Origin of the sequence: Vibrio sp. 070316B, from assembly GCF_013114115.1 — a bacterium.
GTDB classification, from domain to species: domain Bacteria; phylum Pseudomonadota; class Gammaproteobacteria; order Enterobacterales; family Vibrionaceae; genus Vibrio; species Vibrio chagasii_B.
In genome coordinates, this window is record NZ_VTYC01000007.1 from 15,352 (window position 1) to 38,136 (window position 22,785).

At 43.6% G+C, this 22,785-nt stretch carries 18 protein-coding genes; 11 read left to right on the top strand and 7 right to left on the bottom strand.

The genetic code is table 11. The annotated features are described in order from the left end of the window. Positions 1-152: 152 nt before the first annotated feature. Both F0251_RS07830 and F0251_RS07835 read left to right on the top strand, forming a co-directional pair. Complete coding sequence (locus F0251_RS07830; protein WP_171730724.1) at positions 153-1,049, top strand: hypothetical protein; 897 nt, start codon at positions 153-155, stop codon at positions 1,047-1,049. A gap of 176 nt (positions 1,050-1,225) precedes the next feature. After that, positions 1,226-1,966 carry a YdiY family protein gene (locus F0251_RS07835; protein WP_105058844.1) on the top strand — a complete coding sequence of 247 codons (741 nt, stop codon included), beginning with the start codon at positions 1,226-1,228 and terminating at the stop codon, positions 1,964-1,966. Between the two features lie 111 nt (positions 1,967-2,077). On the opposite strand, the gene F0251_RS07840 is transcribed toward F0251_RS07835, so the two are convergent. From F0251_RS07840 to F0251_RS07855, 4 genes are all read right to left on the bottom strand, one after another. Then, positions 2,078-5,155 (bottom strand): efflux RND transporter permease subunit, encoded by a 3,078-nt coding sequence (locus F0251_RS07840; protein ID WP_171730725.1) that lies wholly within the window; start codon positions 5,153-5,155, stop codon positions 2,078-2,080. Beyond that, positions 5,142-6,413, bottom strand: a complete 1,272-nt coding sequence (locus F0251_RS07845) for an efflux RND transporter periplasmic adaptor subunit (RefSeq protein WP_105058253.1) — start codon at positions 6,411-6,413, stop codon at positions 5,142-5,144. The genes F0251_RS07840 and F0251_RS07845 overlap by 14 nt, the downstream gene beginning before the upstream one ends. Before the next feature lie 191 nt (positions 6,414-6,604). After that, positions 6,605-7,798, bottom strand: a complete 1,194-nt coding sequence (locus F0251_RS07850; RefSeq protein ID WP_171730726.1) for an outer membrane protein transport protein — start codon at positions 7,796-7,798, stop codon at positions 6,605-6,607. Next, positions 7,788-9,995: a lipase gene (locus F0251_RS07855; protein ID WP_253821621.1), complete on the bottom strand. Its 2,208-nt coding sequence runs from the start codon at positions 9,993-9,995 to the stop codon at positions 7,788-7,790. The genes F0251_RS07850 and F0251_RS07855 overlap by 11 nt, the downstream gene beginning before the upstream one ends. A 395-nt stretch (positions 9,996-10,390) precedes the next feature. Here F0251_RS07855 and F0251_RS07860 point away from each other — a divergent pair, with 395 nt between their 5' ends. From F0251_RS07860 to dcuC, 3 genes are all read left to right on the top strand, one after another. Next, positions 10,391-11,095, top strand: a complete 705-nt coding sequence (locus F0251_RS07860; RefSeq protein WP_171730727.1) for a winged helix-turn-helix domain-containing protein — start codon at positions 10,391-10,393, stop codon at positions 11,093-11,095. Then, positions 11,088-11,594: a hypothetical protein gene (locus F0251_RS07865; RefSeq protein WP_171730728.1), complete on the top strand. Its 507-nt coding sequence runs from the start codon at positions 11,088-11,090 to the stop codon at positions 11,592-11,594. Before F0251_RS07860 ends, F0251_RS07865 begins: the two co-directional genes overlap by 8 nt. Before the next feature lie 446 nt (positions 11,595-12,040). Then, positions 12,041-13,408 carry an anaerobic C4-dicarboxylate transporter DcuC gene (gene dcuC, locus F0251_RS07870; RefSeq protein ID WP_032498406.1) on the top strand — a complete coding sequence of 456 codons (1,368 nt, stop codon included), beginning with the start codon at positions 12,041-12,043 and terminating at the stop codon, positions 13,406-13,408. A 160-nt stretch (positions 13,409-13,568) separates the two neighbouring features. Here dcuC and F0251_RS07875 read toward each other — a convergent pair whose 3' ends face one another. Both F0251_RS07875 and narQ read right to left on the bottom strand, forming a co-directional pair. Next, positions 13,569-14,201, bottom strand: coding sequence for a response regulator (locus F0251_RS07875; RefSeq protein WP_061030858.1), 633 nt, complete (start codon positions 14,199-14,201; stop codon positions 13,569-13,571). Further along, the gene (gene narQ / locus F0251_RS07880) at positions 14,188-15,918 is read right to left on the bottom strand and encodes a nitrate/nitrite two-component system sensor histidine kinase NarQ (protein ID WP_061030857.1); all 1,731 of its coding nucleotides are present in this window, start codon (positions 15,916-15,918) and stop codon (positions 14,188-14,190) included. The genes F0251_RS07875 and narQ overlap by 14 nt, the downstream gene beginning before the upstream one ends. A gap of 253 nt (positions 15,919-16,171) precedes the next feature. On the opposite strand from narQ, the gene napF reads away from it, so the two are divergent. The 6 genes from napF (at position 16,172) to F0251_RS07910 (ending at position 20,787) form a co-directional block, all read left to right on the top strand. Further along, the gene (gene napF / locus F0251_RS07885; RefSeq protein ID WP_061030856.1) at positions 16,172-16,651 is read left to right on the top strand and encodes a ferredoxin-type protein NapF; all 480 of its coding nucleotides are present in this window, start codon (positions 16,172-16,174) and stop codon (positions 16,649-16,651) included. Between the two features lie 22 nt (positions 16,652-16,673). Next, positions 16,674-16,979: a chaperone NapD gene (locus F0251_RS07890; protein WP_017058194.1), complete on the top strand. Its 306-nt coding sequence runs from the start codon at positions 16,674-16,676 to the stop codon at positions 16,977-16,979. Further along, positions 16,976-19,465 carry a periplasmic nitrate reductase subunit alpha gene (napA, locus tag F0251_RS07895; protein WP_171730729.1) on the top strand — a complete coding sequence of 830 codons (2,490 nt, stop codon included), beginning with the start codon at positions 16,976-16,978 and terminating at the stop codon, positions 19,463-19,465. Before F0251_RS07890 ends, napA begins: the two co-directional genes overlap by 4 nt. 109 nt (positions 19,466-19,574) lie before the next feature. Continuing rightward, the gene (locus F0251_RS07900) at positions 19,575-20,030 is read left to right on the top strand and encodes a nitrate reductase cytochrome c-type subunit (protein WP_008219291.1); all 456 of its coding nucleotides are present in this window, start codon (positions 19,575-19,577) and stop codon (positions 20,028-20,030) included. A gap of 29 nt (positions 20,031-20,059) precedes the next feature. Next, the gene (locus F0251_RS07905; protein ID WP_008219293.1) at positions 20,060-20,638 is read left to right on the top strand and encodes a NapC/NirT family cytochrome c; all 579 of its coding nucleotides are present in this window, start codon (positions 20,060-20,062) and stop codon (positions 20,636-20,638) included. Between the two features lie 11 nt (positions 20,639-20,649). Continuing rightward, positions 20,650-20,787, top strand: coding sequence for a TIGR02808 family protein (locus F0251_RS07910; protein WP_008219295.1), 138 nt, complete (start codon positions 20,650-20,652; stop codon positions 20,785-20,787). A gap of 120 nt (positions 20,788-20,907) precedes the next feature. Here the strand turns inward: F0251_RS07910 and phaC are convergent, their stop codons facing one another. After that, the gene (gene phaC, locus F0251_RS07915) at positions 20,908-22,734 is read right to left on the bottom strand and encodes a class I poly(R)-hydroxyalkanoic acid synthase (protein ID WP_171730730.1); all 1,827 of its coding nucleotides are present in this window, start codon (positions 22,732-22,734) and stop codon (positions 20,908-20,910) included. Between the last annotated feature and the right edge of the window lie 51 nt (positions 22,735-22,785).

Consider the following 22,785-nt stretch of genomic DNA (forward strand, 5'->3'; position numbering starts at 1 on the left):
AATCATAAACCCAACTTTCCTCCCCAAAATATTCCTAAACCAATATCAAGTAACCTCACGAAAGATCATTCACATTCATTTAAATACTGTTCGCGCGCTTTGACCATAAAATGAGCGCCAAATGACAAGAATAACCGTCGACAGGAATGTAGATGAATACCAAACAACTTGAGGACGCGGTCAGTGAAGTGACCTTGTTCAATCAACACCTGCACTTAATCCAATCTGTTCATACTATTCCGACGCCAAAAGTGAATTGGGAGTCGATGGCTATGGAGCCTGCACCTGTGATGCCAACCGTTCGCTTCGACCATAAAGTCAAAGCCATGGAAGCGCTCGATGATTACAAACCTAATTGGTTGGATATGTTATTGGGGAATAAATCGAAGCTGCATACTCTTACTAAGAACGTTGAACGCGCAGCAGAACAGGATATTGAAGATTACAAAAGCGAGTTCGTGCATTGGGTACAGAACTACAGTTACTGGGCCAAGCAGAACCAACTTTCAAAGGGTGTTCTGAATAACGATAGCGGAGCCAAACTGACCGCTCTTTCAGAAGCACAACAGAATCCTATCAACGCCTCTGTAGTCGACACAAAACTGATCAACCATAACTTTAATACTTACAAGAATGGCCATCTGTTAGAAATCAATATTCAGGTGAATAAGGACAACGTGATCCCTATAGAAAGAAAGGTGCTGTGCCAAGGTGAGGTAAAACTAAAGAACCTATCCGTCCCTGAGAGAAATATACTGTATCGAGAATATGTGTGTAGCTGTGTTCTTAAATGTGCTCAAGACTCTTTCAATGTATTGCCTGAGACAAGCGTGGTTATCAATGTTGAGCAGGCTTCAGCTGAACATTCCAATGAGACCATTCTTTCGTGCCATATCGAGAAAGGCTTGTTGGAGTTCTTATTGATTGAAGATGACAAACCCTCAGAGATACTCGAGTTCTTCGTACACCTTGAAGATTTTAACCCTCACAGAGGTAATGGCTTCTCAGCGATCCAAACTATCTTCTCCCCTTTACCTATTGCGTCGTAACTCGCTCGAGCTTTCGATTCATTCTCTCACAACTCACGCGGTTAGCACTGGGTTCGCCGTGTAGACCACGAATCAAATTAATAACTATGTCGACCGACTCTATTTTTAAAACAAAACACCTGTCAACCAATACAGATCTAGGCAGACGTTGTTTCAACTCCTTAGTTTTATTCGCTTTGGTTTTATCGGTACCAGTAATCGCAGAAGAGACAGTACTTGTCGATGAGCCTCTACTTAAGGAAGAACAAGAAGACGAATCACCGTTTACGACGTTAACTAAGTTAGGGTTTATATACTCTCAAAACACCAGTTCATCCTTGTCTATTAATTCTGGAATATCCGTAGGCTATAAAAAGGAAAACTGGGGGCAACGGGTTCAGTTCGATACCTATTACACGGATGCTGAAAATGATGAAGATGGAACGAATCGCTATACCACCAACTATGGGATTACCTATGACTTGAATGACGTCACCTATATAGTTGCGACTGCACGCTTTGAGCACGACCATTATGGCACCTACCGCAAGCAGTTCATTACCGCTACTGGACTTGGTCGCCATTTTTACGATACCGAAAGAATCAAGCTTCAAGGCTCTGCTGGCCCAGGTTATCGAATCAGTAAACGCCAATCCTCTGATGAAGAGTTTCCAAACAAAGAGAACTACGAACTTATTGCCAATGCCAGTATCGATGGCTCTTTAACGCTCACTGAAACGTTTTCCATGGGTGCTACGGCTAATATGGCCTATGGTGAAGAAAACACGAACTACAACCTTAAAGGCTACCTAAAGAACATTCTGATGGGTAATTTAGCACTGACGTTTGATACTGAGTACATCTATAACACCACTGTTGCCTCAGACCAAAGCAATAGCGAGATCTATAGCTCAATGAATCTAAACTACGACTTCTAACCATACAGTTTGCTCTGCCCCCTAATATCGCAACTCCGGATAACAAAAGGCCCTCACAATGAGGGCCTTAAAAGTATCTAAAAGCGATTAACTTCTATCTCTGATATACTATTACGCTGTATTTGACCTCAAGCGTACTAGCACATCCATTTGCTTCAAGTTCGCCATACCAACATACGCGACAGGCACCAAGAACAATGAGAAGAAAGTTCCGACCGTTAAGCCGCCCACCAATACTAAACCGATGTTGATACGACCGAGAGAACCAGGACCATCAGCCAAAGCTAGCGGTAATGAACCTAGGATCATCGTCAGTGAGGTCATTAAAATAGGACGTAACCTTGAACGTGCGCTACTGACCGCGGCTTCTTTTGCACTGGCGCCTGATTTACGTTTCTCATTAGCAAACTCCACCAATAGAATACCGTGTTTCGTCACAAGGCCCACCAGCGTCAGTAAGCCGATCTTTGAATAGATGTTTAGGCTTTGACCAAACACCGATAACGTCAAGATCGCACCAACAATACACAGAGGAACGGTCAGCAAAATGATCATCGGGTCGACAAAGCTTTCAAACTGCGCCGCCAAAATCAAGAAGATGAAAACCAACGCCAGTACGAATAGTACCTGCGCACCTGCCGTAGAATCCACAAGGTCTTTGACAATACCGTTGAATTCGTAGCTCTGTGCTGGTTCCAATAAACTTGGTACCGTGTCGTCGATATACGCTTTCACATCACTTGCGGTGTATCCCGGCATGAGGTCAGCTGTAATTTCAGCACTGTCTTGTCCCATGAAGGTCTTAAAGTTCGATTCCGATGTTACCTGTTTGATGGAAACAAACTGAGACAAAGGAAGCCTTTGTCCCGATTGTGAATCCACATACAATTTATCCAAGACTTTGAAATCTCCAAGATCCTTCAGATTCACTTGTACTTGGATTGGGTATGTATAGCCATCATCTGCTTGTAAATCGGCAGCTTTCACTGAACCCAAGAAAGTCGACAGTGCGTTAGTAACATTGCCGTAGTCCACACCAGATAACACAATCGCATTGCGGTCAATCGATAAGTCATAGCGCAGCTGGTCGCGTAACATTGAGTTTTTAACGTTAGTGACACCCTCATAATCCTCAAGAGCCTCCACCACTTTGCTCGCTGTTTCAGACAAAGCGCCGGTATCACGATTCACAGTTGTAAGTTCGAGAATCATGTTAGTCGCAATATTCAAGTTATCCGCTGAGCGAACCTTGAAAGACATACCATAAGCAGAGACTGAACTTTTCGCTTTGGCAATAAACTCATTCACTAATTCATCCGCAGACTGGTCACGCTCTCCCCATGGTTTTAGTAGGACGTGATTGGTCGGTGTGCCTTCAATGTAAGACAGGTTGGCTTCAACTGATTCATCGCCTTTAAACACACTATTTAACTGTTCGTTGTTATCAAGATGATATTGGCGACCAACACCCGTTGGTGGTGTTGAGGTCACCTCTACAAAGCCAGTATCTTCTGTTGGCAACAGAACTTGAGGCATCTTCCAAACGGCCAATGCAGACAACGCAATTAGCATTAATGCGATACCGCTCATGAGTGCTTTACGATCAAACCACTTACCAAGCTCCTTAGTGTATCGGTCAGACAAAACATTGAGCTTCGCATCGACCTTTTGATACCACTTTGCAGGCGTCGAGACAGGCTTCATCAAGTAAGCGCTCATCATCGGTGAGAGCGTTAACGCGACAAACCCTGAAATGATCACAGCAGCTGCAAGTGTGAAAGCAAATTGCCTGAACAGATCGGCGGTTAAGCCAGCCATTAAGCCGATTGGCAAATAGACAACGGCCAAAGTCAATGTCATCGCAATAACGGGGAAAACGATCTCTCGACACCCTTTGATAGCAGCGTTGAATGGAGTTTCACCCTCTTCGATATGACGGTAACAGTTTTCCGCGACAACGATCGCATCATCAACCACCAGGCCAATCGCCAAAATGATCGCCAAGATTGTTAGGACATTGATGCTAAATCCAAGTAAATGCATCACTGCAAATACACCAATCACACACACAGGAATGGTAATAATCGGAATAGAAGCAACGCGAACAGAACCAAGGAAAAGAACAACAACGGCGGAAACAAGGACAATTGCCTCAACCAAAGTCATGAAGCCTTCATCAATAGCCGCTTTGATAAAATCAGCTTGGTTATAAACCATTTTCATCTCGATGCCTTCAGGCAATTGAGGTTGAATCAGGTCGATTTGCTTTTTAACTTTATTAGCAACCGTTACTGGATTTTCACTTTTAAGAGGCAAGACCTGAATCGACATCGCTAAATTGTCGTCAACACGAAGAATACTTGGCGTTAGGCTTTCTTCTCCCATTTTGACTTCAGCAATATCGCCAATACGGATGATCTTTCCATTATCAACACGTACCACTAGGTCTCGGACATCATCAACGCTGGTCACCTGATTGACCGGGTTAATAGAGAAATCTCGAACCTGGCCTTTGATCGTACCCGCGGTAAATGTCGCATTGTAAGAACTCAGCGTACCCACCACATCAGAAGCACTCATGTTGAGCGCCATCATGCGATCAGGTTGAAGCCAAACCCTCACTGCTTTTTGGCTACCACCGTATGGCCCCCAAATACCACCAACACCTTGAATATGTTTAAACTGAGGGACAACTTGCTGGCTAATGTAGTCGTACATATCTTGTTTAGACATTTTGCCAGTGTTCACAAACGTGATGATATTACTTGGCATACTGGTGTCTGATGAGTCATCTGTGACCGTTGGTTTATCAGTCATGCTCGGCGGGAAATCGCCAATAGCTTCAACACTACTGCGAAGATTGTTCATCAGGCTAGTGTATTCAAAGTCATCGACATCATCTTCGAAGATGATTTTTAGACTACAGGTGCCTTCCTGACAATCCGTAGTCATGGTCTTTACGCTATCAAGACCTGTAGCAGCAGTAATTAATTTGTCCGCGACATTGCGCGACATAAACTCTGCACTTGCACCATTAATTGCAGCCGTTACTGTTGCAGAGGGAGTTTTATGTTCAGGGAAATACTGAATCGATAGCTTCTGAAATGACAGCACGCCAAGCAGTACGATGGCGATGCTCAACACTGAAGCAAAAACAGGATGCTTAATACAAATCTCAGGAAGCTTCATTCGGGCTCTCCTTCGTTATCGCTTCCTTGCTGTTTGATTGACTACTTTGCTCAGCAGTGACCTTAGTTTTGCTGGCTGCACTTGGCTCTTCTTCTGAATCTTTTGAGCCGTCAGTCCAATCAACCGTCGGCTCTACTGGGTATTGTTCATCAAGTAGTGTTTCAGTGGTTTGTTCAATAGGTTTCGTTATCTTTTGAGGCATCAACTCTACTGTTTTTTGCTCAACATTCGGGTTCATGACCTTAACTAAAGAGGCTTTCTTTAGGTTTTGCTGGCCCGTAACCACCACGTTATCACCGAGCTGTAACCCTTTTTCAACAACGACGTATCCATCATTAGTATTGACACCGAGCTCAACGATTCGTTGTTCAATATTTTTTCCATTAACTACCCAAACGAAACGTTCTGCATCTTTGGCTTGGACCGCGTTTTGAGAAACGACCATTTTCGTTGAGTCTTCACTGGTCATCTGACTCACCTTGGCAAACATGCCCGGAACCAAGCGGTGTTCTGGGTTGGTCACATGCGCGTGAACCTCAACTCGACCTGAGCTTTCATCAACCGCTGGGGCTATGTAGTCTACGACGCCAGAGAACGCTTCATCGGTAAATGCATCAACTTGGATTGATACATTCTGTCCTAATTTTGCATTACCTAGGTCCGATTGCCCAATCGAATACTGGACTTCAACTGGATCAAGCTTGATCAAACTAACCAAGGCCGTCGAGCTATCAATTTTGCTCCCCACAGAGTGGTTGAAGTTCGTTAGCTGACCATCAAAAGGCGCCACCAATAAGTAATCATTCATTAGTGCCTCTTTCTGACGAAAGTCAGCGGCCGCAAGATTCGCTTGTTCTTTTAGCTCTTCAACATCTTGTTGAGACATTGAATCAGGTTGCTTTTTCAGTAGCTCTTGTACTCGCTTTAATTTTGATTTTGCTAGCGCTAACGAGCTTCTCGCTTTATCTAAATCAGCTTTTGCTTTGGTGTTATCTAGTTGAGCAATCAGCTCACCTTTCTTAACCGAATCCCCATCTTTGAAATGGATTTCGAGAATTTTATCGGAAGCGCTAAATGTCAATGCAGCAGAATCTGTAGCTCTAATTTTGCCGACTTCGTTGATTGAAGAAGTGAATGCTTGTTTGTGAGCCTTTTCAATGGTCACTGGAATCAGGGGCGAGTCTTCGGCAAATGTGGGAGTGATATGTAAGGCAAACAGAGCCAAACAGATTGTTTTACTAAGCTTTGTAAATTTCATTTTTAATAACCATAACCGTCAAATTCATCTGAATTAAACGTTTTCTAAGCAGCTATTTTTTACTTAATGAGCTTCCAGCTATTTAAATAATGCTAAAACAGCTAATAATGAGAATTGGGCTCAACTCACTGTCGAGCCCAGCAATGTTTATATGATTCCTAAAGTTTTCGTTCTAAACTCCAAAGTAAAAGTTAAAAACGATGTTGATATTGAACACCAAGTAAAACAGCGTCAGCGCTAACATCTGCAGTAATATTGGAACTCGTTCCTGGAATCGTCGTCAGGCTTTCGTCAATATTTTGTGATTCTCCGATAATAAAGCCGATACCTACATCCACCGAGTTGTCATCAGTGAAGTGGTAAGTTCCTCCAACAGTCACCCAGTGACGGTTTACATCAGGTATCGATAAAGAGGTTAGCTCGTCGGTTGGAGATATGTCGTACATGTAACCCGCTCGTAGCACGACGTCTTTCGACATTGTGTAAGTCCCCCCCACCGATACATGCCCTGCATCCTTCCATTGATACTCTTTAATTGAGTCGTCATAAGAGTCTGAAGTCAGTGAATCAAACTCAGACCAATTCACCCATTGCAGGCTATAGTGGAATGCCCATTGCTCGTTAAGTTGATGCCAACCAGAAAACTCCAATGTATCTGGCAGTGGTACATTCATCTTGTCGGCAGGAACTCCACCTTTCGTAATATCTCCTTCAACTTCGATATCCGGGCTATATCGATAAGTAATACCAAACCTGTTGTTTTCATTAACTTGGTAAGTAGCACCTATATTGGCGCCCAATCCAAATCCATCAGCATCAACGTCTAGCAGGTTTTTCCTGTGAATTTCGCCTTCCCCGTAGATGACATCGAGCCCAGCACCTAAATTGATTTTCTCAGACAGCTCATAGGCAACCGCCAAACCTACATTAATACTCGATAACGCTGTTTTCCCACCAAACTCATCCGCTTCGAACGAGTCATCAAATTCCACATCGGTACCGAAGTTAGAATGTACGGTGGCACCTAAGGTAAATTTAGAGCCTTGAATAGGATGAACATAATGAAGGTTTGGAACCAATGTTCCCGCATCAAGAGATTGATCATCGAGTGTTTCTGTACTGCCTATCATCGGCGTGTAGCTCACATTAGAGACATCGATACCACTATCGATATAGATAGCACCGACAGAGAGTGTAGGTTGCTCGATGTAAGCCATCGCAGCACTGTTCTTAGCGACGATCGCAGCACTATCCGCCATTACAGCGTCACCGGCAAACGCGCGACCTAAACCCGTTGCAGACTGCGCGTTAAGTTGGAATCCAGCCGCGTTGGTCAAGCAAGGAACAAGAGCAGCTGCAGTGCCCAATAAAAGTTTATTCTTCATTTTGAGGCACCTCTGTTTCGATATGATCTTCGTTATTGATGACGACGACAGCACCGTCACTCATTACCATTGAAGCAACAGCCACTTGCTGAGTGTCGACAGCTTCAAGCACATCCGACATATTGTCGCCTGGCATACCCGGTAGTCCATTTTCATCAACGGGACCTTCATAAGGAAACAAATAGGTTCCATGTCCGCCGGTGGTTGTTCTTACCGCTCCGCGCTTTTGTACTGTATTTTCCGATGTACCTGTAATTGGCTCTAAACCAAGCGCAGTAATCAACGGCTCAGTACCTGTTCGAATATTATCCGGGGCTGTATTTGGAATGACGCTATCCGGAACGTAATCAACGCCTACATCGCAGGTTTCACCACAATCTCCAACCGCTGCTAACAAAAGAGTTGGTTGCTGTGCTGAGACTTGGCGTGAGATAAAACTCGCCGGGTCCGCACTATCAATTGTTGTTTGAACACCCTGCTTAAGGTCGGTGACCACTAAACTGAAAATGTCATCCTCTAATTGGCTCACAAGTAACGCGTTGTCTGTTGAAAGTGCGACAAACTCACGTAGCGCTTCAATACACTCTTGATTCGTTGCATCCGTAGTACAGACATCGGGGATGACCGTTTCAGCAATACCACGCTGAACATCTGGGGATTTTTTAACCCCTTCTGACATTTCAGGGCCTAAGGTTTGAGAAGACAAAACCAAGTTGGTTAGCCCCTGCCCCGGAACAACAAAGTTCACGGTATTGAAAGCAAAGTCTGAGTTAGCCGTAAGTTCTCGAGACGCTTGACTGAATTCACTGACCATTACCGACATGATGCCGCCCAACGATTGACCAATTAAGTGAACGTCATCTTTTTTAACCCAATCTTCTTGGCTTAACGCATAACGAAGACCTAAAAAGTCAGACACTGATTGCTGAAGGTTAGAACGCAGAGCTAGAGGTGAATCGATGTTGATGAAAAACGCTTTGTTTGCTCGAGCACTAATTTCTACTCCAGTTTCTTCGTCATCACCAGGGTCAGTATCAGTGTTGTCATAGCGCATTCGTTCCCCGTGATACGGCATATCAATAGCAACAACGGCATAACCTTTTTTCGTGTATTCTGCAGCCATCAGAGATGCAGTACTTCGCTCAGCGGTAACACCGTGGATAAAAATAGCGACCGGTAACTCTATAAAGCTACCCCAGTTGAACTCTTTTGGTACGTATATGTCTGCTGTTATCTCGAGATCTTCTGTTAGTTTGGGGATCGGATTGTCAGCAGTAGGGAAACCACCGTCAGTGTTGGTGATCCATTCATAAAGTGGTGGACAATTTTTCTTCGGATCAAATTCATCGACGGTACATTCCGCTTCCCTTTCTTTAGTGAAAGGTAAGTAAGATGGGATTTTTAGGACCTTTGTGTATAAATTGTACCCGCGTTTTTCCTCGTTAAGTTCAGGAAGGGCACTAGAGAAAGAACTCCCATACAATAAATGGCTTCTTCTCATCGCATCCAGAGGGGAATAAGCGCTCTGAGTTTTAAATTGAGCAGCATATACAGGAACACCCTTCTCTGGATAAAGTGCATAATATGAGTCAATAGCATTTAGTACCTGCTCTTGAATATTCTCCTCTTTATTGCTTTGTAGCGGTACATCTGAATATATCAATTCATCAAAACTAGAGTCTGCTTTTAAAGGCTCATCGAATTCAGTTTTTACCCCATCGGTGACAACAATAGAATAAGTCGTCCCCGCTTTTAACCCAGATTCACATTGAATTTTAATATTAGAACCATCGGCGGATATCTGGGTACCCACTTCCTCACCTGTTTCCCCATCAATTAATACAACATTCCCCGCTAAGGTTTCATTATTCAGTGGAAAACGCTTATCAGAATTAACGCTTTGTAATGGAATTAAAATAGGCTCAGCACAAAGTCCCCAGCCGTCTAAAGCCGCGTATGAGTTATTGTAATCCTGATAGTAGGCATCATTCATCGATGACATCGCGGCAGCGGGCTCACCGACTCCGGTAATGGTGCCATCGTCGTCGTACCCATATCCGTCGTTCGGTTTTGGTAGTTCATTAATGTTGTAAGGAACCAATACTGAAACAGGTTCTTGAGTCGAGTCTTCAGACTGACAGCCGAGTAAGGCAAGCGTAATTAGTCCACATAAATATGGCTTATTGAATTCTTTCAAAACAGCTCCTTCGTAGCTTTAGCATTAAACTGGTGTGGTCATGCGATTTATCATTATTAGAGTTGCCATTTGAGTCAGAGATAGACTCGATTTGTTTCAGAGAGCAGGCAACACGAAGTTGGAATGACACATTGATAGAACTACGTAAGAAATTTGAGCACTTAACCCACACCCACTAAATCAGCGTCACATGCTAATGATCCAATAGCTGCTAACACCAAGCACCTTAAACCACATTAAACAACCTCAAAAAGGTATATAAGGAAATCTAATTAAGTCGATAAGAATTTAAAATTCAGCAACTTAAACCTCAAAGACAACAAATTCAGCAAGTTTATATTTGTAACGGTATTTGTTATATTTAGGTTAGAACGCTTATAACAATGAGAACCCAAATGTCTGCTGAATTTATTATCAATGATGATATACAGGTCAATTTAGAAGAGAGTGAAATCCACCACTTTAAGACAGGACGCACATACCCGATTGGTTCTAATGAATCAGAGCTCCTTAAATTTTTCATCTCAAAACCTAACGAGGTGATCACACGGCAAGTCCTGATTGAACAAGTTTGGGTGTCTAAAGGTATTTACGTTGAAGATGGAAGCCTAATGCAAACCATCTCAATCTGCAGGAAAGCACTAGAAGATAAGAGTGGAATGATCATTGTCACTGAACGTGGCAAAGGATATCGATTCGCAGGTCAAGTAACGCAAGATAAAGAAGGTGCACTTCGTAAGATTCAAGCGCAAGCAAAGCAAGATTCGCAACAAACATTAGAGGTGGTTCCGAAAGAAGAAGCGACACAAGAAACCACAACTCCTGCGAAAAAGAGCAGTAATGTGTTGGCGTTATTTGGCGTATTTACCCTTGTAGCCGTGCTATCCCATTATCTATTTTCGTACTTAGATAGAAATACCTTGGCTGAAAGCCTAACAGGAGAGCATTTTATTTCCTGTAAGATAGAAACCGATGAATTTACTTTTAACGAGCTCTACAACGTTACTCTTTATGAATATAAAGATCGAAAAATCATTATCGATAATTCAGGGAATTCTTTGAGCTTCCCAAGCGAATTTAAAGGAGTTACTTGTGAATAAAGACAAACAAATATTCGTTATAGTTGCGCTATTGGGTATTTTAGTCGGATGGCTGACAACATTAATTCCTCAAACACACCTTAAAGGGCATTATTTAGCCAACACGGCATCGGTGGTCAATCCGCCCGATAAAATCATTTACAATCAGGCTTCGGTTAATATCGAATTTAAAAAGAATAACAGTTACGAGCTGCTTTATGTTTCTACTAAAGAAGCGGGCTTTACTTCATCAGGTACTTACGCGGTTAGCCAACATGATATTTCGTTAGACGAAACTCAACATGAGCAGATCATTCCTAATCGAGATCTCACGTTTTACGAGAAAGTCATGATCAGTGAAGGCGCAGTTCTGTCTTCAGATGCGATGACTTACATTCCGTTGAACGATGAAGAGCTATTACTGGTGACCCAACGTGGATTAATTCATTTTTGCAAAAAGGTCATCTGTGCTGAGTTACCTGCATATTCTAATTCGGAGCCTGAATTGGATATCAATTAAATACAGGCTCCGTATGTGAAAAGCGCTCGTGACTAACTACCTCTAGTTGCGAGTGATTCATCCCAATGCTGACGCCTAGCTATCCTCAATCAAGTAGGCGTCAGATCGTGAAAACAGCCACCTATGATGTGAATAATAGCCCTTCCCTGTTCATTTCGGTCACTAGGCTGATAATCCTGGCATTTTATAAACCTCGCCAACTATATGCAACAACACCACTCAAAAGTGATCCAAGTTATATTCTAACGAACGATAAAATTTGTTTATTAACAACTAAACAACAGTAGTTAATCACGATTTACAACCACAATTAACATCAAAAAAAATGTTTGTCTTAGATCATATCAACCTCAACTATGCCTCGTGCCACAGTGCAGTTTTCTGTACATTCATTGTCATATTCTGAAACAGTTTCTTATATTTTTTTAAACTTTGTGGAGATTTCTATGTTAGAACTCTTGATCGGATTAGTGGTTACCGTCGCTGTTGGTTACTTTATTGTAAAAGGCTATAAGGCGGCGGGCGTATTACTAACAGCTGGCCTTGCTCTTCTTCTTATTACTGGCCTTATTGGTCACACAGTCTTACCAGCTAAGATAGCTTCAACAGGTAACATGGTTACCGATTCACTAGAATTCGTTAAATACATGCTTCAGTACCGTGGCGGCGGCCTAGGTATGCAAATCATGCTTCTTTGTGGTTTCGCTTCTTACATGACGCACATCGGTGCAAACAACGTGGTAGTGAAACAGTTCTCTAAGCCACTGTCTGTTATCAAATCTCCATACGCACTGCTTGTTGCTGCGTACATTGTAGCGTGTCTGATGTCTCTAGCAGTAAGTTCTGCAACGGGCCTTGGCGTGCTATTGATGGCTACCCTATTCCCAATGATGACGGCAATGGGTATTTCTCGCCCAGCTGCGGTTGCGGTATGTGCATCTCCGGCGGCTATCATTCTTTCACCAACATCGGGTGACGTAGTTATCGCTGCAGAGAAATCAGGTTTAGACCTAGACGTATTCGCGGTTCAAACGGTACTGCCAGTGTCAATCTGTGCAATCATCGTAATGGCTGCAGCGGCTTTCTTCTGGAACAAATACCTAGATAAGAAAGAAAACACGCCAATGGAAAAAGTTGATGTTTCTGAGATTGAAACAACAGCGCCTGCTTTCTATGCGGCTCTTCCTTTCCTACCTATCATCGGTGTTTTCCTATTCAACGGCCGTACCATTCCAGGGCTTAAGCTAGACATCTACACTATCGTAGTTGGCTCAATTTTCGTTGGTGCACTTGTTGATTACGTTGTGAAGAAATTCGACGGTGAAAAGACGCTAGAAGATCTAGATTCTTGTTACCAAGGTATGGCGGACGCATTTAAAGGCGTTGTAATGCTGTTAGTTGCGGCAGGTGTATTTGCTCAAGGCCTAATGTCTATCGGTGCAATTGATAACCTAATCGGTCTTGCTGAAGCAGCAGGCGCTGGCGGCATCGCACTAATGCTTATCCTCACAGGTCTAACGGTTGCTGCGGCAATTGCGACAGGTTCTGGTAATGCACCTTTCTATGCATTCGTTGAGCTTGCGCCTTCACTGGCTGCGAAGATGGGTCTAAACCCAGCGTTCCTTATTATCCCAATGCTTCAAGCATCAAACCTAGGTCGTACTATCTCTCCAGTATCTGGCGTAGTGGTAGCAACTTCAGGCATGGGTAAAATTAGCCCATTTGAAGTGGTAAAGCGTACCTCTGTACCAGTCATCTGCGGCCTTATCACGGTTATCTTCGGAACACTGGTTCTAGTACCAATGGCAGCTTAAGTCGTTAATAGTTATACAGATATATAATGCCTAAACAAAAAGGCGCTGAACTTAATAAGTTCAGCGCCTTTTTTAATATCACTCTGCAACACCTTTACAGCTATGGAGAGGCGGATTGAATAATACGGCTTGAAATAGTGTTATTTCAAAGGACCAAGCCCTACTTCATTTCACCATAGCGTTCTAGGTAAAGAACCGTTGCAGCTGTACGAGAAGGTACTTGCAGCTTTTTCAGCAAGCTCTTCATATGTACCTTAACTGTCGATTCAGAAATAAACAGGTGGTCCGCGATTTGCTTGTTACGGTAACCTTTCGCAACTTCTTGCAGGATCTGCATTTCACGTTCCGTCAATTGGTCAAAAATGTCGTTGCGGCTACCTGCGTCACTTAGGTAACGAGCAACTACACTACTGTATGCCTTGTCACCACCGTGTGCTTGCTTAAGAAGTTCGATCAATTCATCAGGCTCGGTGTCTTTCAGCAAGTAACCATCAGCACCCGCTTTTACAATCGCTTCAATGTCTGCAGGGCTGTCAGAGACCGTCAGGATTACAATGTTTGCGCTAGAACCGTCAGTGCGAAGTGCTTTCAAGGTATCTAAACCAGACATGCCCTTCATATTGAGATCCAAAAGGATCAAATCAGGTTCTTCTTCATGAGCAAGAGCAACCGCTTCAGTGCCGTTACTTGCTTCTGCAATCACTTCGAATTCGTCTTCAAAGCTCAGTAATTGGCTTATACCTCTGCGCATCAATGGATGATCATCAACCAGCATTACTTTACAAATCGTCAACTTTAACTTCCTTCAAACTTTTATATTTCAATATGACTGTACAGCCTTCACCTTGCGCCGCTTCAATCGTCAAGTCGCCATTCAGTCTTGCCGCACGCTCCTGCATAATGCTCATCCCGTAGTGGTTCACCTTGGAACTACTTGAGTCAAAGCCATCTCCATTATCTTTTATCACGACTAATACTTCACCGTCCTCATCGATACAGCATACATCTATCAAGTCGGCATTGGCGTGTTTTATTGCATTTATTGTTGCTTCACGAATCAATTGAAGCAAGTGAACCTGACTATGCGCATCAAGCTCGATCGATGAGAGATTATTAGTGAGGTTAATCTTCGCATCGGTTCTCTCGCTGAGCTCCTCAAGCATGGTACTTAAGGCGTCTCCAAAGTTGCCCTCTTTAATGGTCAACCTAAATGTGGTGAGTAGTTCTCTTAACTGGGTATAAGCGTCGGCTAAGCCGTTTCCGATCTCAGACGCTATTTGTTCAGATTGCTCTCGGTGCTGTTGCTCTGGCAGTTTGCCAATCACACGCTTTAATAGTGTAACTTGGATTTTCAAGTACGACAGTGATTGAGCCAATGAATCGTGGAGTTCACGTGCAATCGTGGCACGCTCTTCCATGATAATAAGCTGTTCAGCTTTCTTTTGAGCACGATTGTAGTAGATCGCTCTCGATAGCAGTTGAATGAAGCTTTCGATCAGAGCTTTAGTTGAGTGCCCGTGGTGATATGAACAGTATAAATAGCCGAGAATAAGTTCGTTATCGTCGAGTTTCATCTCAAACTTTTCGTAGTCTAAATTCGAATCGTAACCTTCATCCATAATCAACGAACGGCCTGAGTTATCTACAATCTCGAGCCTCAGTGATCCAATCCCTTCCAAGCTCACGAGATGCTGCAAGATAGCTCGGAAGTTTTCAGGAGCAATACGCGTAACCGTGAGCTCTTGTGACGAGTTATAAAGTGCCTGCAGCGACTGGTTCGCATTTTGCAGCTCAATCGTCTTGGCATCCACCACATCTTCAAGGTTTCGATAAAGCACGCCTAAATCTTTGGCCATCGAGTTGAAGGTTTTGGTCAAAATGCCCATTTCGTTGTTACTGGTCACTTTGAGTTCTACCTCGAAGTCGCTGTTTTTGATTCTTTGGCTCGCACCGACAAGAGCATGTAGCGGTTTAACAACCTGTTTACGTACAAAATGAACAACAAAAAGAGATATGACGAGAATTCCGCCCAAACCGATACCACCAGCCCACGCCAGTTTAATCAATTTGTCTTCTGAGAATTCTTGCAGTTTAAAAACAAATCCATCGATCTCAGTTACGAAGTTTTCAACCAACACGAGATAGTGTTTACGGTCTTCACTATTCAGAACGCGTTTCAATTCATGCCAACGGCCAATAATTAGGTAGTAGTCTTCTGTGATATCCGTCGGAACATCCCAACTCACCAATTTAGTCATCGAAGGCGAATAAAGTGAACTTTCAAACTCACGGATATGGGAATCGAAATCAACAGATTCTATTTGAATATCATGGGCTAAACGATAGCTTTGCATACGCATCGAACCGGCTACATTGACAGCCTCAGCATCGTTCAAGCTTGAAGCTAAGGTAAAGATAGCAAAGCCAGTAGTAGCAACGGACAACAGCAATATAGAGAGTAATGACTTAGCTATTGTACTAGTAACAGATGAGACCGGTTTTATAAGCAAACGTGACTTCCTATTGATATATAACTTGCTATTAGGCTCGTATTGTCACACATCAAAAATCATAGCTCCATTCAATATGTGATCACTCGCCTCGTAATTTATTGATCTATGACAATATATACCCCCAATTAGCCCTTAGGGGGTATTTATACAATTGTTTCTAAACCTACACTACTTGTGATGACAAATTACAAGATATTAATGAAATAATGACCTACAATTACAACATCTTAGCAACATCTAGGGGTTTTTAGTGGTAGATCTGTCAAAACGTCGTCTGTTTTCTAGAAAAAAAGTCGATTCAAGCCAAATTCGTTTGCCTTGGATTAATAACCTAGAGAGCTTTGTAGATGATTGCACTCGCTGCGGAAAATGCATCGAGAGTTGTGAGACTAAGATAATCATTGTAGGTGATGGTGGGTTCCCCACTGTCGATTTCTCTATCGATGAATGTACGTTCTGCTATCAATGTGCAGACGTTTGTCCGGAACCCATTTTTAAGCCAAAGCAAGGAGAGCCTTGGCAAGCAAAAGCACGTATTTCTGATAAGTGTTTAGCGCAACAAAATGTTGAATGCCGAAGCTGTGGTGACATGTGTGAACCTATGGCCATTCAATTTCAACTTAGAGCAGGCAGTGTTGCTCTACCAAAAATCGAGTTAGATGAGTGTAGCGGTTGTGGAGCCTGCGTAGCAGTTTGCCCTACTTCAGCTATTCTTGTGAGTAATGCATAAATAAAAATAACGAGAGCAATTTATGGCACTAAATGAAGTGCATATATCAAGTTTAGTCGTGCATGTGAGCCCAGAGCATCTCAATGAGATCAAAGCTGAGATCGAACAATTCGATAACGCTGAAATCTACGGAGATAGCCCTGAAGGCAAAATCATCGTGGTCCTGGAAACCGAGAACCAAGGTTTTGTAACGGACACCATCGAAGCAATAAACAACATTAAGAACGTTTTAGGGACAGCTTTGGTTTATCACCAAATCGAAACTGGACTAGAAGAAACGGATTTAGAAACTGGAAGCAACAATTCTCAACTTGAGGGTGAAGTATGAAAATGACAAGACGTGCGTTTGTGAAAGCAAACGCAGCTGCATCAGCGGCAGCCGTTGCAGGTGTAACACTACCGGCAACAGCAACCAACCTGATTGCTAGCTCAGATCAAACAAAAATCACGTGGGATAAAGCGCCTTGTCGTTTTTGTGGTACGGGCTGTTCGGTACTAGTAGGTACTCAAAACGGCAAAGTGGTTGCGACTCAAGGCGACCCAGAAGCACCGGTAAACAAAGGCCTTAACTGTATCAAAGGCTACTTCCTTTCAAAAATCATGTACGGCAAAGACCGTCTAGAACAACCTCTTCTTCGTATGAAAGATGGCGAGTTCCATAAAGATGGTGATTTCGCACCAGTATCTTGGGACAAAGCGTTCGACGTGATGGCTGAGAAATGGAAAGCGTCTCTTAAGAAGAACGGCCCAACAGGTGTTGGTATGTTCGGTTCTGGTCAGTGGACAGTTATGGAAGGCTACGCAGCCGTTAAGATGATGAAAGCGGGTTTCCGTTCAAACAACATCGATCCAAACGCTCGTCACTGTATGGCTTCTGCGGTAGGTGCATTCATGCGTACCTTCGGTATCGATGAGCCAATGGGTTGTTACGATGACTTTGAACACGCAGACGCATTTGTACTGTGGGGTTCAAACATGGCAGAAATGCACCCAGTACTATGGACTCGTATTACAGACCGTCGTCTAAGCCACCCACACGTTCAAGTAAACGTACTATCTACGTACTACCACCGTTCTTTTGAGCTTGCTGACACTGGTTACATCTTCAACCCTCAGTCTGACCTTGCGATCGCTAACTTCATCGCAAACTACATCATTCAAAACGATGCGGTTAACTGGGACTTCGTAAACAAGCACACGCACTTCAAACAGGCAACAACTGACATTGGTTACGGCCTTCGTGATGACGACCCACTACAGAAAGCAGCAGCAAACCCTAACTCAGGTGCAATGACTGCAATCACTTTCGAAGAGTACAAAGCAGCAGTTGCAGAGTACACAGTAGAAAAAGCATCTGAAATGTCAGGCGTATCTGAAGAGAACCTGATCAAACTTGCTAAGCAATACGCGGATCCAAACATCAAAGTAATGTCTCTATGGACAATGGGTATGAACCAACATACTCGTGGTGTATGGATGAACAGCCTTGTGTACAACATCCACCTTCTAACAGGTAAGATTTCTACTCCAGGTAACAGCCCATTCTCACTAACGGGCCAACCATCTGCGTGTGGTACAGCTCGTGAAGTAGGTACGTTCTCTCACCGTCTACCTGCAGATATGGTGGTTGCTAACCCTAAACACCGTAAGATTGCAGAAGACATCTGGAAACTTCCAGAAGGCACTATCCCAGCAAAACCTGGTAAACACGCTGTTGCTCAAGACCGTGCATTAAAAGACGGTACTATCAACGCTTACTGGGTAATGTGTAACAACAACATGCAAGCTGGTCCAAACATCAACACTGAGCGTCTACCTGGTTACCGTAACCCAGATAACTTCATTGTTTGTTCAGACCCGTACCCAACAGCAACCGCTCAAGCGGCTGACCTTATCCTTCCTACAGCAATGTGGATTGAGAAAGAAGGTGCTTACGGTAACGCTGAGCGTCGTACACAAGCATGGTACCAACAAGTGAAAACGGTAGGTGAAGCTAAGTCTGACCTATGGCAAATCATGGAGTTCTCTAAACGCTTCACTATTGAAGAAGTTTGGGGTGAAGAACTGGTTGCGAAAATGCCTGAGTACCGTGGCAAAACCATGTACGACGTGCTTTACAAAAACGGCAATGTTGATGCTTTCCCTCTGTCTGAAGCTCAAGAGCTTAACGACGATGCACAAGCACAAGGTTTCTACGTTCAAAAAGGTCTATTCGAAGAATACGCAGCCTTTGGTCGCGACCACGGTCACGATTTAGCACCATACGATACTTACCACAAAGTACGCGGCCTACGCTGGCCAGTTGTTGACGGTAAAGAAACACTATGGCGCTTTAAAGAAGGCTCAGATCCATACGCTAAGAAAGGTTCTGGTTGGGACTTCTACGGCAAGCCAGATGGTAAAGCACTGATCATCAATGCTCCATACGAAGCGCCACCTGAAGTACCAAACGATGAATACGATATGTGGCTATGTACAGGTCGTGTTCTTGAGCACTGGCACACAGGTACTATGACTCGTCGTGTACCAGAACTTTACAAGGCAGTACCGGATGCACTTTGTTACATGCACCCTGCTGACGCTAAAGCTCGTGGCTTACGCCGTGGTGATGAAGTTCTTATCGAAAACAAACGTGGTGAAGTTCGTGTGCGTGTTGAAACTCGCGGCCGTAACCGTCCACCACAAGGCTTGGTATTCGTACCGTTCTTTGATGCAAGAATTCTGATCAACAAGTTGATCTTGGATGCAACGGATCCTCTGTCTAAACAGACGGACTACAAGAAGTGTCCAGTTAAGATCACTAAAGTTGCTTAAGCCCTAGGCTTAGAGAAACGATCTTAAGTATTTAATATTGTGGCTACTTTTTCACCATTTAGAAAGAGTAGCCCTCTCAAAGAATTAGCCTTTAGGCGGAGAAATTAACATGAAAAAACTGATTACTGCCCTACTATCAGCTGGTCTTTTGCTAGCTGGCGTGGCTCAAGCTGAGCTGGATAACCCTGGCGGCATTGGTGGCGTAGAGTCTTTACGTGGTGTAAGTGAACTTGAAGCAACGCGTGCAGCAGACGACTTCAAAAAGTACCCTCGCGACCAAGTGCTTGAGAGCGATTACGTATACCAACCACCATTGGTACCTCACAATATCCGTAGCTACGAAGTCTCTCTGAACGCAAACAAATGTCTGTCTTGCCACAGCTGGAAAAATGCGAAAGAGATGGGTGCAACAAAAATTAGTGTTACTCACTACATGAACCGTGAAGATGCAGTACTTGCTGACGTTTCACCTCGTCGTTACTTCTGTCTGCAGTGTCACGTTCCTCAAGCTAATGCGAAACCATTAGTAGAGAACGAGTTCAAACCTGTTGACTCACTACGCTAATCTTAGCCGTATTGTAGAGAGGCTATTATATGAAATTATTGAAAGCGTTTTGGAAAAGACTGACAACTCCAAGTAAAGCAGCCGTAGGCCTTGTACTTTTCTTGGGGTTCTCTGGTGGTCTTTTATTCTGGGGGGCATTTAACACGGGTATGGAAGCAACCAATACAGAAGAGTTCTGTTCTGGCTGTCACGCACCTATCGTTGAAGAGATCCAAGAGACGATTCACTACTCTAACCGTTCAGGCGTTCGTGCAATCTGTTCAGACTGTCACGTACCGCATGAGTGGACGGATAAGATTGTTCGTAAAGTTCAAGCATCAAAAGAGCTATATGCTCACTTTATTTCAAAGACGATTGATACGCCTGAGAAATTCAAAGAGCGTCGTCATCACTTAGCTGAGCGCGAATGGGCTCGATTGAAGAAGAACGATTCACTTGAGTGTCGTAACTGTCACCAGTTCGATTACATGGACTTCTCCGAACAGAGTCCTCGTAGTGCGAAACAACACTCAACAGCGCTGGCTTCTGGTGAGAAGACATGTGTAGACTGCCACAAAGGCATCGCACATAAACTACCAGACATGCATGGCGTTGAAGGCTGGCAATAAGGAGCAATTGAATGAGTACTTTAGAGAGCGTAATTTGGCATATCCTAGGTTACAGTGCTATGCCAGTTATCATTCTTGGTGGCTTCGTAGGTGTTGCAGCCGTGTCTCTTTGGATTTTATCTATGGGTAAAGACAAAGAAATCGATTAAGAATCGACATTACATCAACGCTATCAGTTATTCTTAAGATAGGTTGACACGAAAAAGCCACTGAATTCAGTGGCTTTTTTATTGTTTCACGTTCTGTACTTTCAAATACGTATACGTACTTTAGGCTTCACTTTCCGGTACGTCTTTCTCTGCGACTTCTGTATCAACGTTCTCTTTATCGACGATAGGAAGTACCTGTTTTACGTAGTTACCCGGCGCCTTGCCAATTACAGGGTGCAGCTCAGAACCTTGATTAAACGGTTCGATTTTCTCATCTGCTTCAAAGCCCTGCAGCCATTGATTCCAGTGAGTCCACCATGAGCCTTCATTGTGAGTCGCATTCGATAGCCACTCGTCTGCAGAATCATCCAAGTTATCGTTTAGCCAGAATCCATACTTTTTCTTGTCTGGGTGATTAACAATGCCTGCAATATGACCAGACTCTCCAAGCACAAACGTTTTATTACCACCGGTATACAGTGCGCCGCGGTAAGTCCCCTGCCATAAGGCAATATGGTCTTCTTTAGCCGAGATGAAGTAGCTTGGTATTTTGATCTTATTCAGGTCAATCCAGACACCGCCTACTTTCACGCCTTTGTCTTGAACAAGTTTATTCTCAAGGTAGAGTTCACGCAGCAAAAAATTATGGCATTTAGCTGCAACGTTAGTGCTGTCACTGTTCCAGTACAACAGATCAAACTCCATTGGGCTGCTGCCTTTTAGGTAGTTATCAATGTAGTAGTTCCAGTACAGGCTGTTTTCACGAAGCAAACTGAATGTCACGCTTAATGAACGACCATCCATGAACCCTTTAGCATCGTTCTGTTTCTCAATGGCGTTAATGATCGTTTCATTGATATATGCGCCAACCTCTCCCGGCTGAGAGAAGTCTAATAGAGTCGTAAAGAAGGTCGCGGTTTTAATGCGTTTCTTCATTCTTTTAGCAGCATAGTAAGCGACCGTTGAAGCGAGAACAGTACCACCAATGCAGTAACCTGCAGCATTGATTTGCTCTTTACCCGTGATATCTTCAATTGCCGTCACGGCTTTCGCTACGCCTTCCGTGACATAGTCACCGAACTCTAAGTCTTTTTGCGCTTCACCTGGGTTGCGCCAAGACATCATGAAGACGCTGTGCCCTTGCTCAAGCAACCAACGAACCATTGAGTTCTTTTCACGAAGGTCGAGAATGTAATACTTATTGATGAATGGAGGAACGATCAACAAAGGCGTCGCGTTCACTTGAGGTGTTTTTGGGTAGTATTGAATAAGCTCGAACAGCTCGTTTTGAAAAACGACATCACCTTCCGTGTTCGCAACATCAACACCTAATCGGAAGGCATTATTGTTGGTCATACGGATCTTTAGGATATCCGCGCTCGCTTCAACATCAGCTTGTAGCTGTTCAAGCCCATCTAGCAAGTTTTCACCATTGCGCTCAAGCGTTAGCTTCATCAACTCTGGGTTAGTCGCAATGAAGTTACTAGGAGAAAGAGCATTGATAGCCTGACGTGAAAAGAACGCCACACGTTCCTTGGTTTTCTCGTCTATGCCTTCGATTGAATTAATGGTGTCTATATAGCTTTTGCTGAATAACAAATAAGACTGCTTGATAAAGCTGTAAAACGGGTCATTTTTCCACGCTTCATCAATAAAGCGTTTATCACTGCGCTCTTCAGTAATGACGCTTTCGGTATTACCCATCAGTGCGGCATTTTGCCAAATCTTAAGTTGCTGTTCCCACCACTGGGATTGTAACTGAAGGAGAACGGCGGGTTGGTTAGCGGCTTGCTCGAAGATTTTTGACGCATCATCAAAATTCAACTCTTGCATCGCTTGATTTAGGGGAGATTGCGCGGCTTCCTTGTTTTGTTCAAAGTTTTCCCACCATTGCAGGTTTGTTTGTTGAAGTTTAACAAGGTAGTCCGAAAAGAAGTGTTGAAACATAACATGACTCCAATAATCGGAAAATCGCCACCGAGCCTCACAGTAAGCACT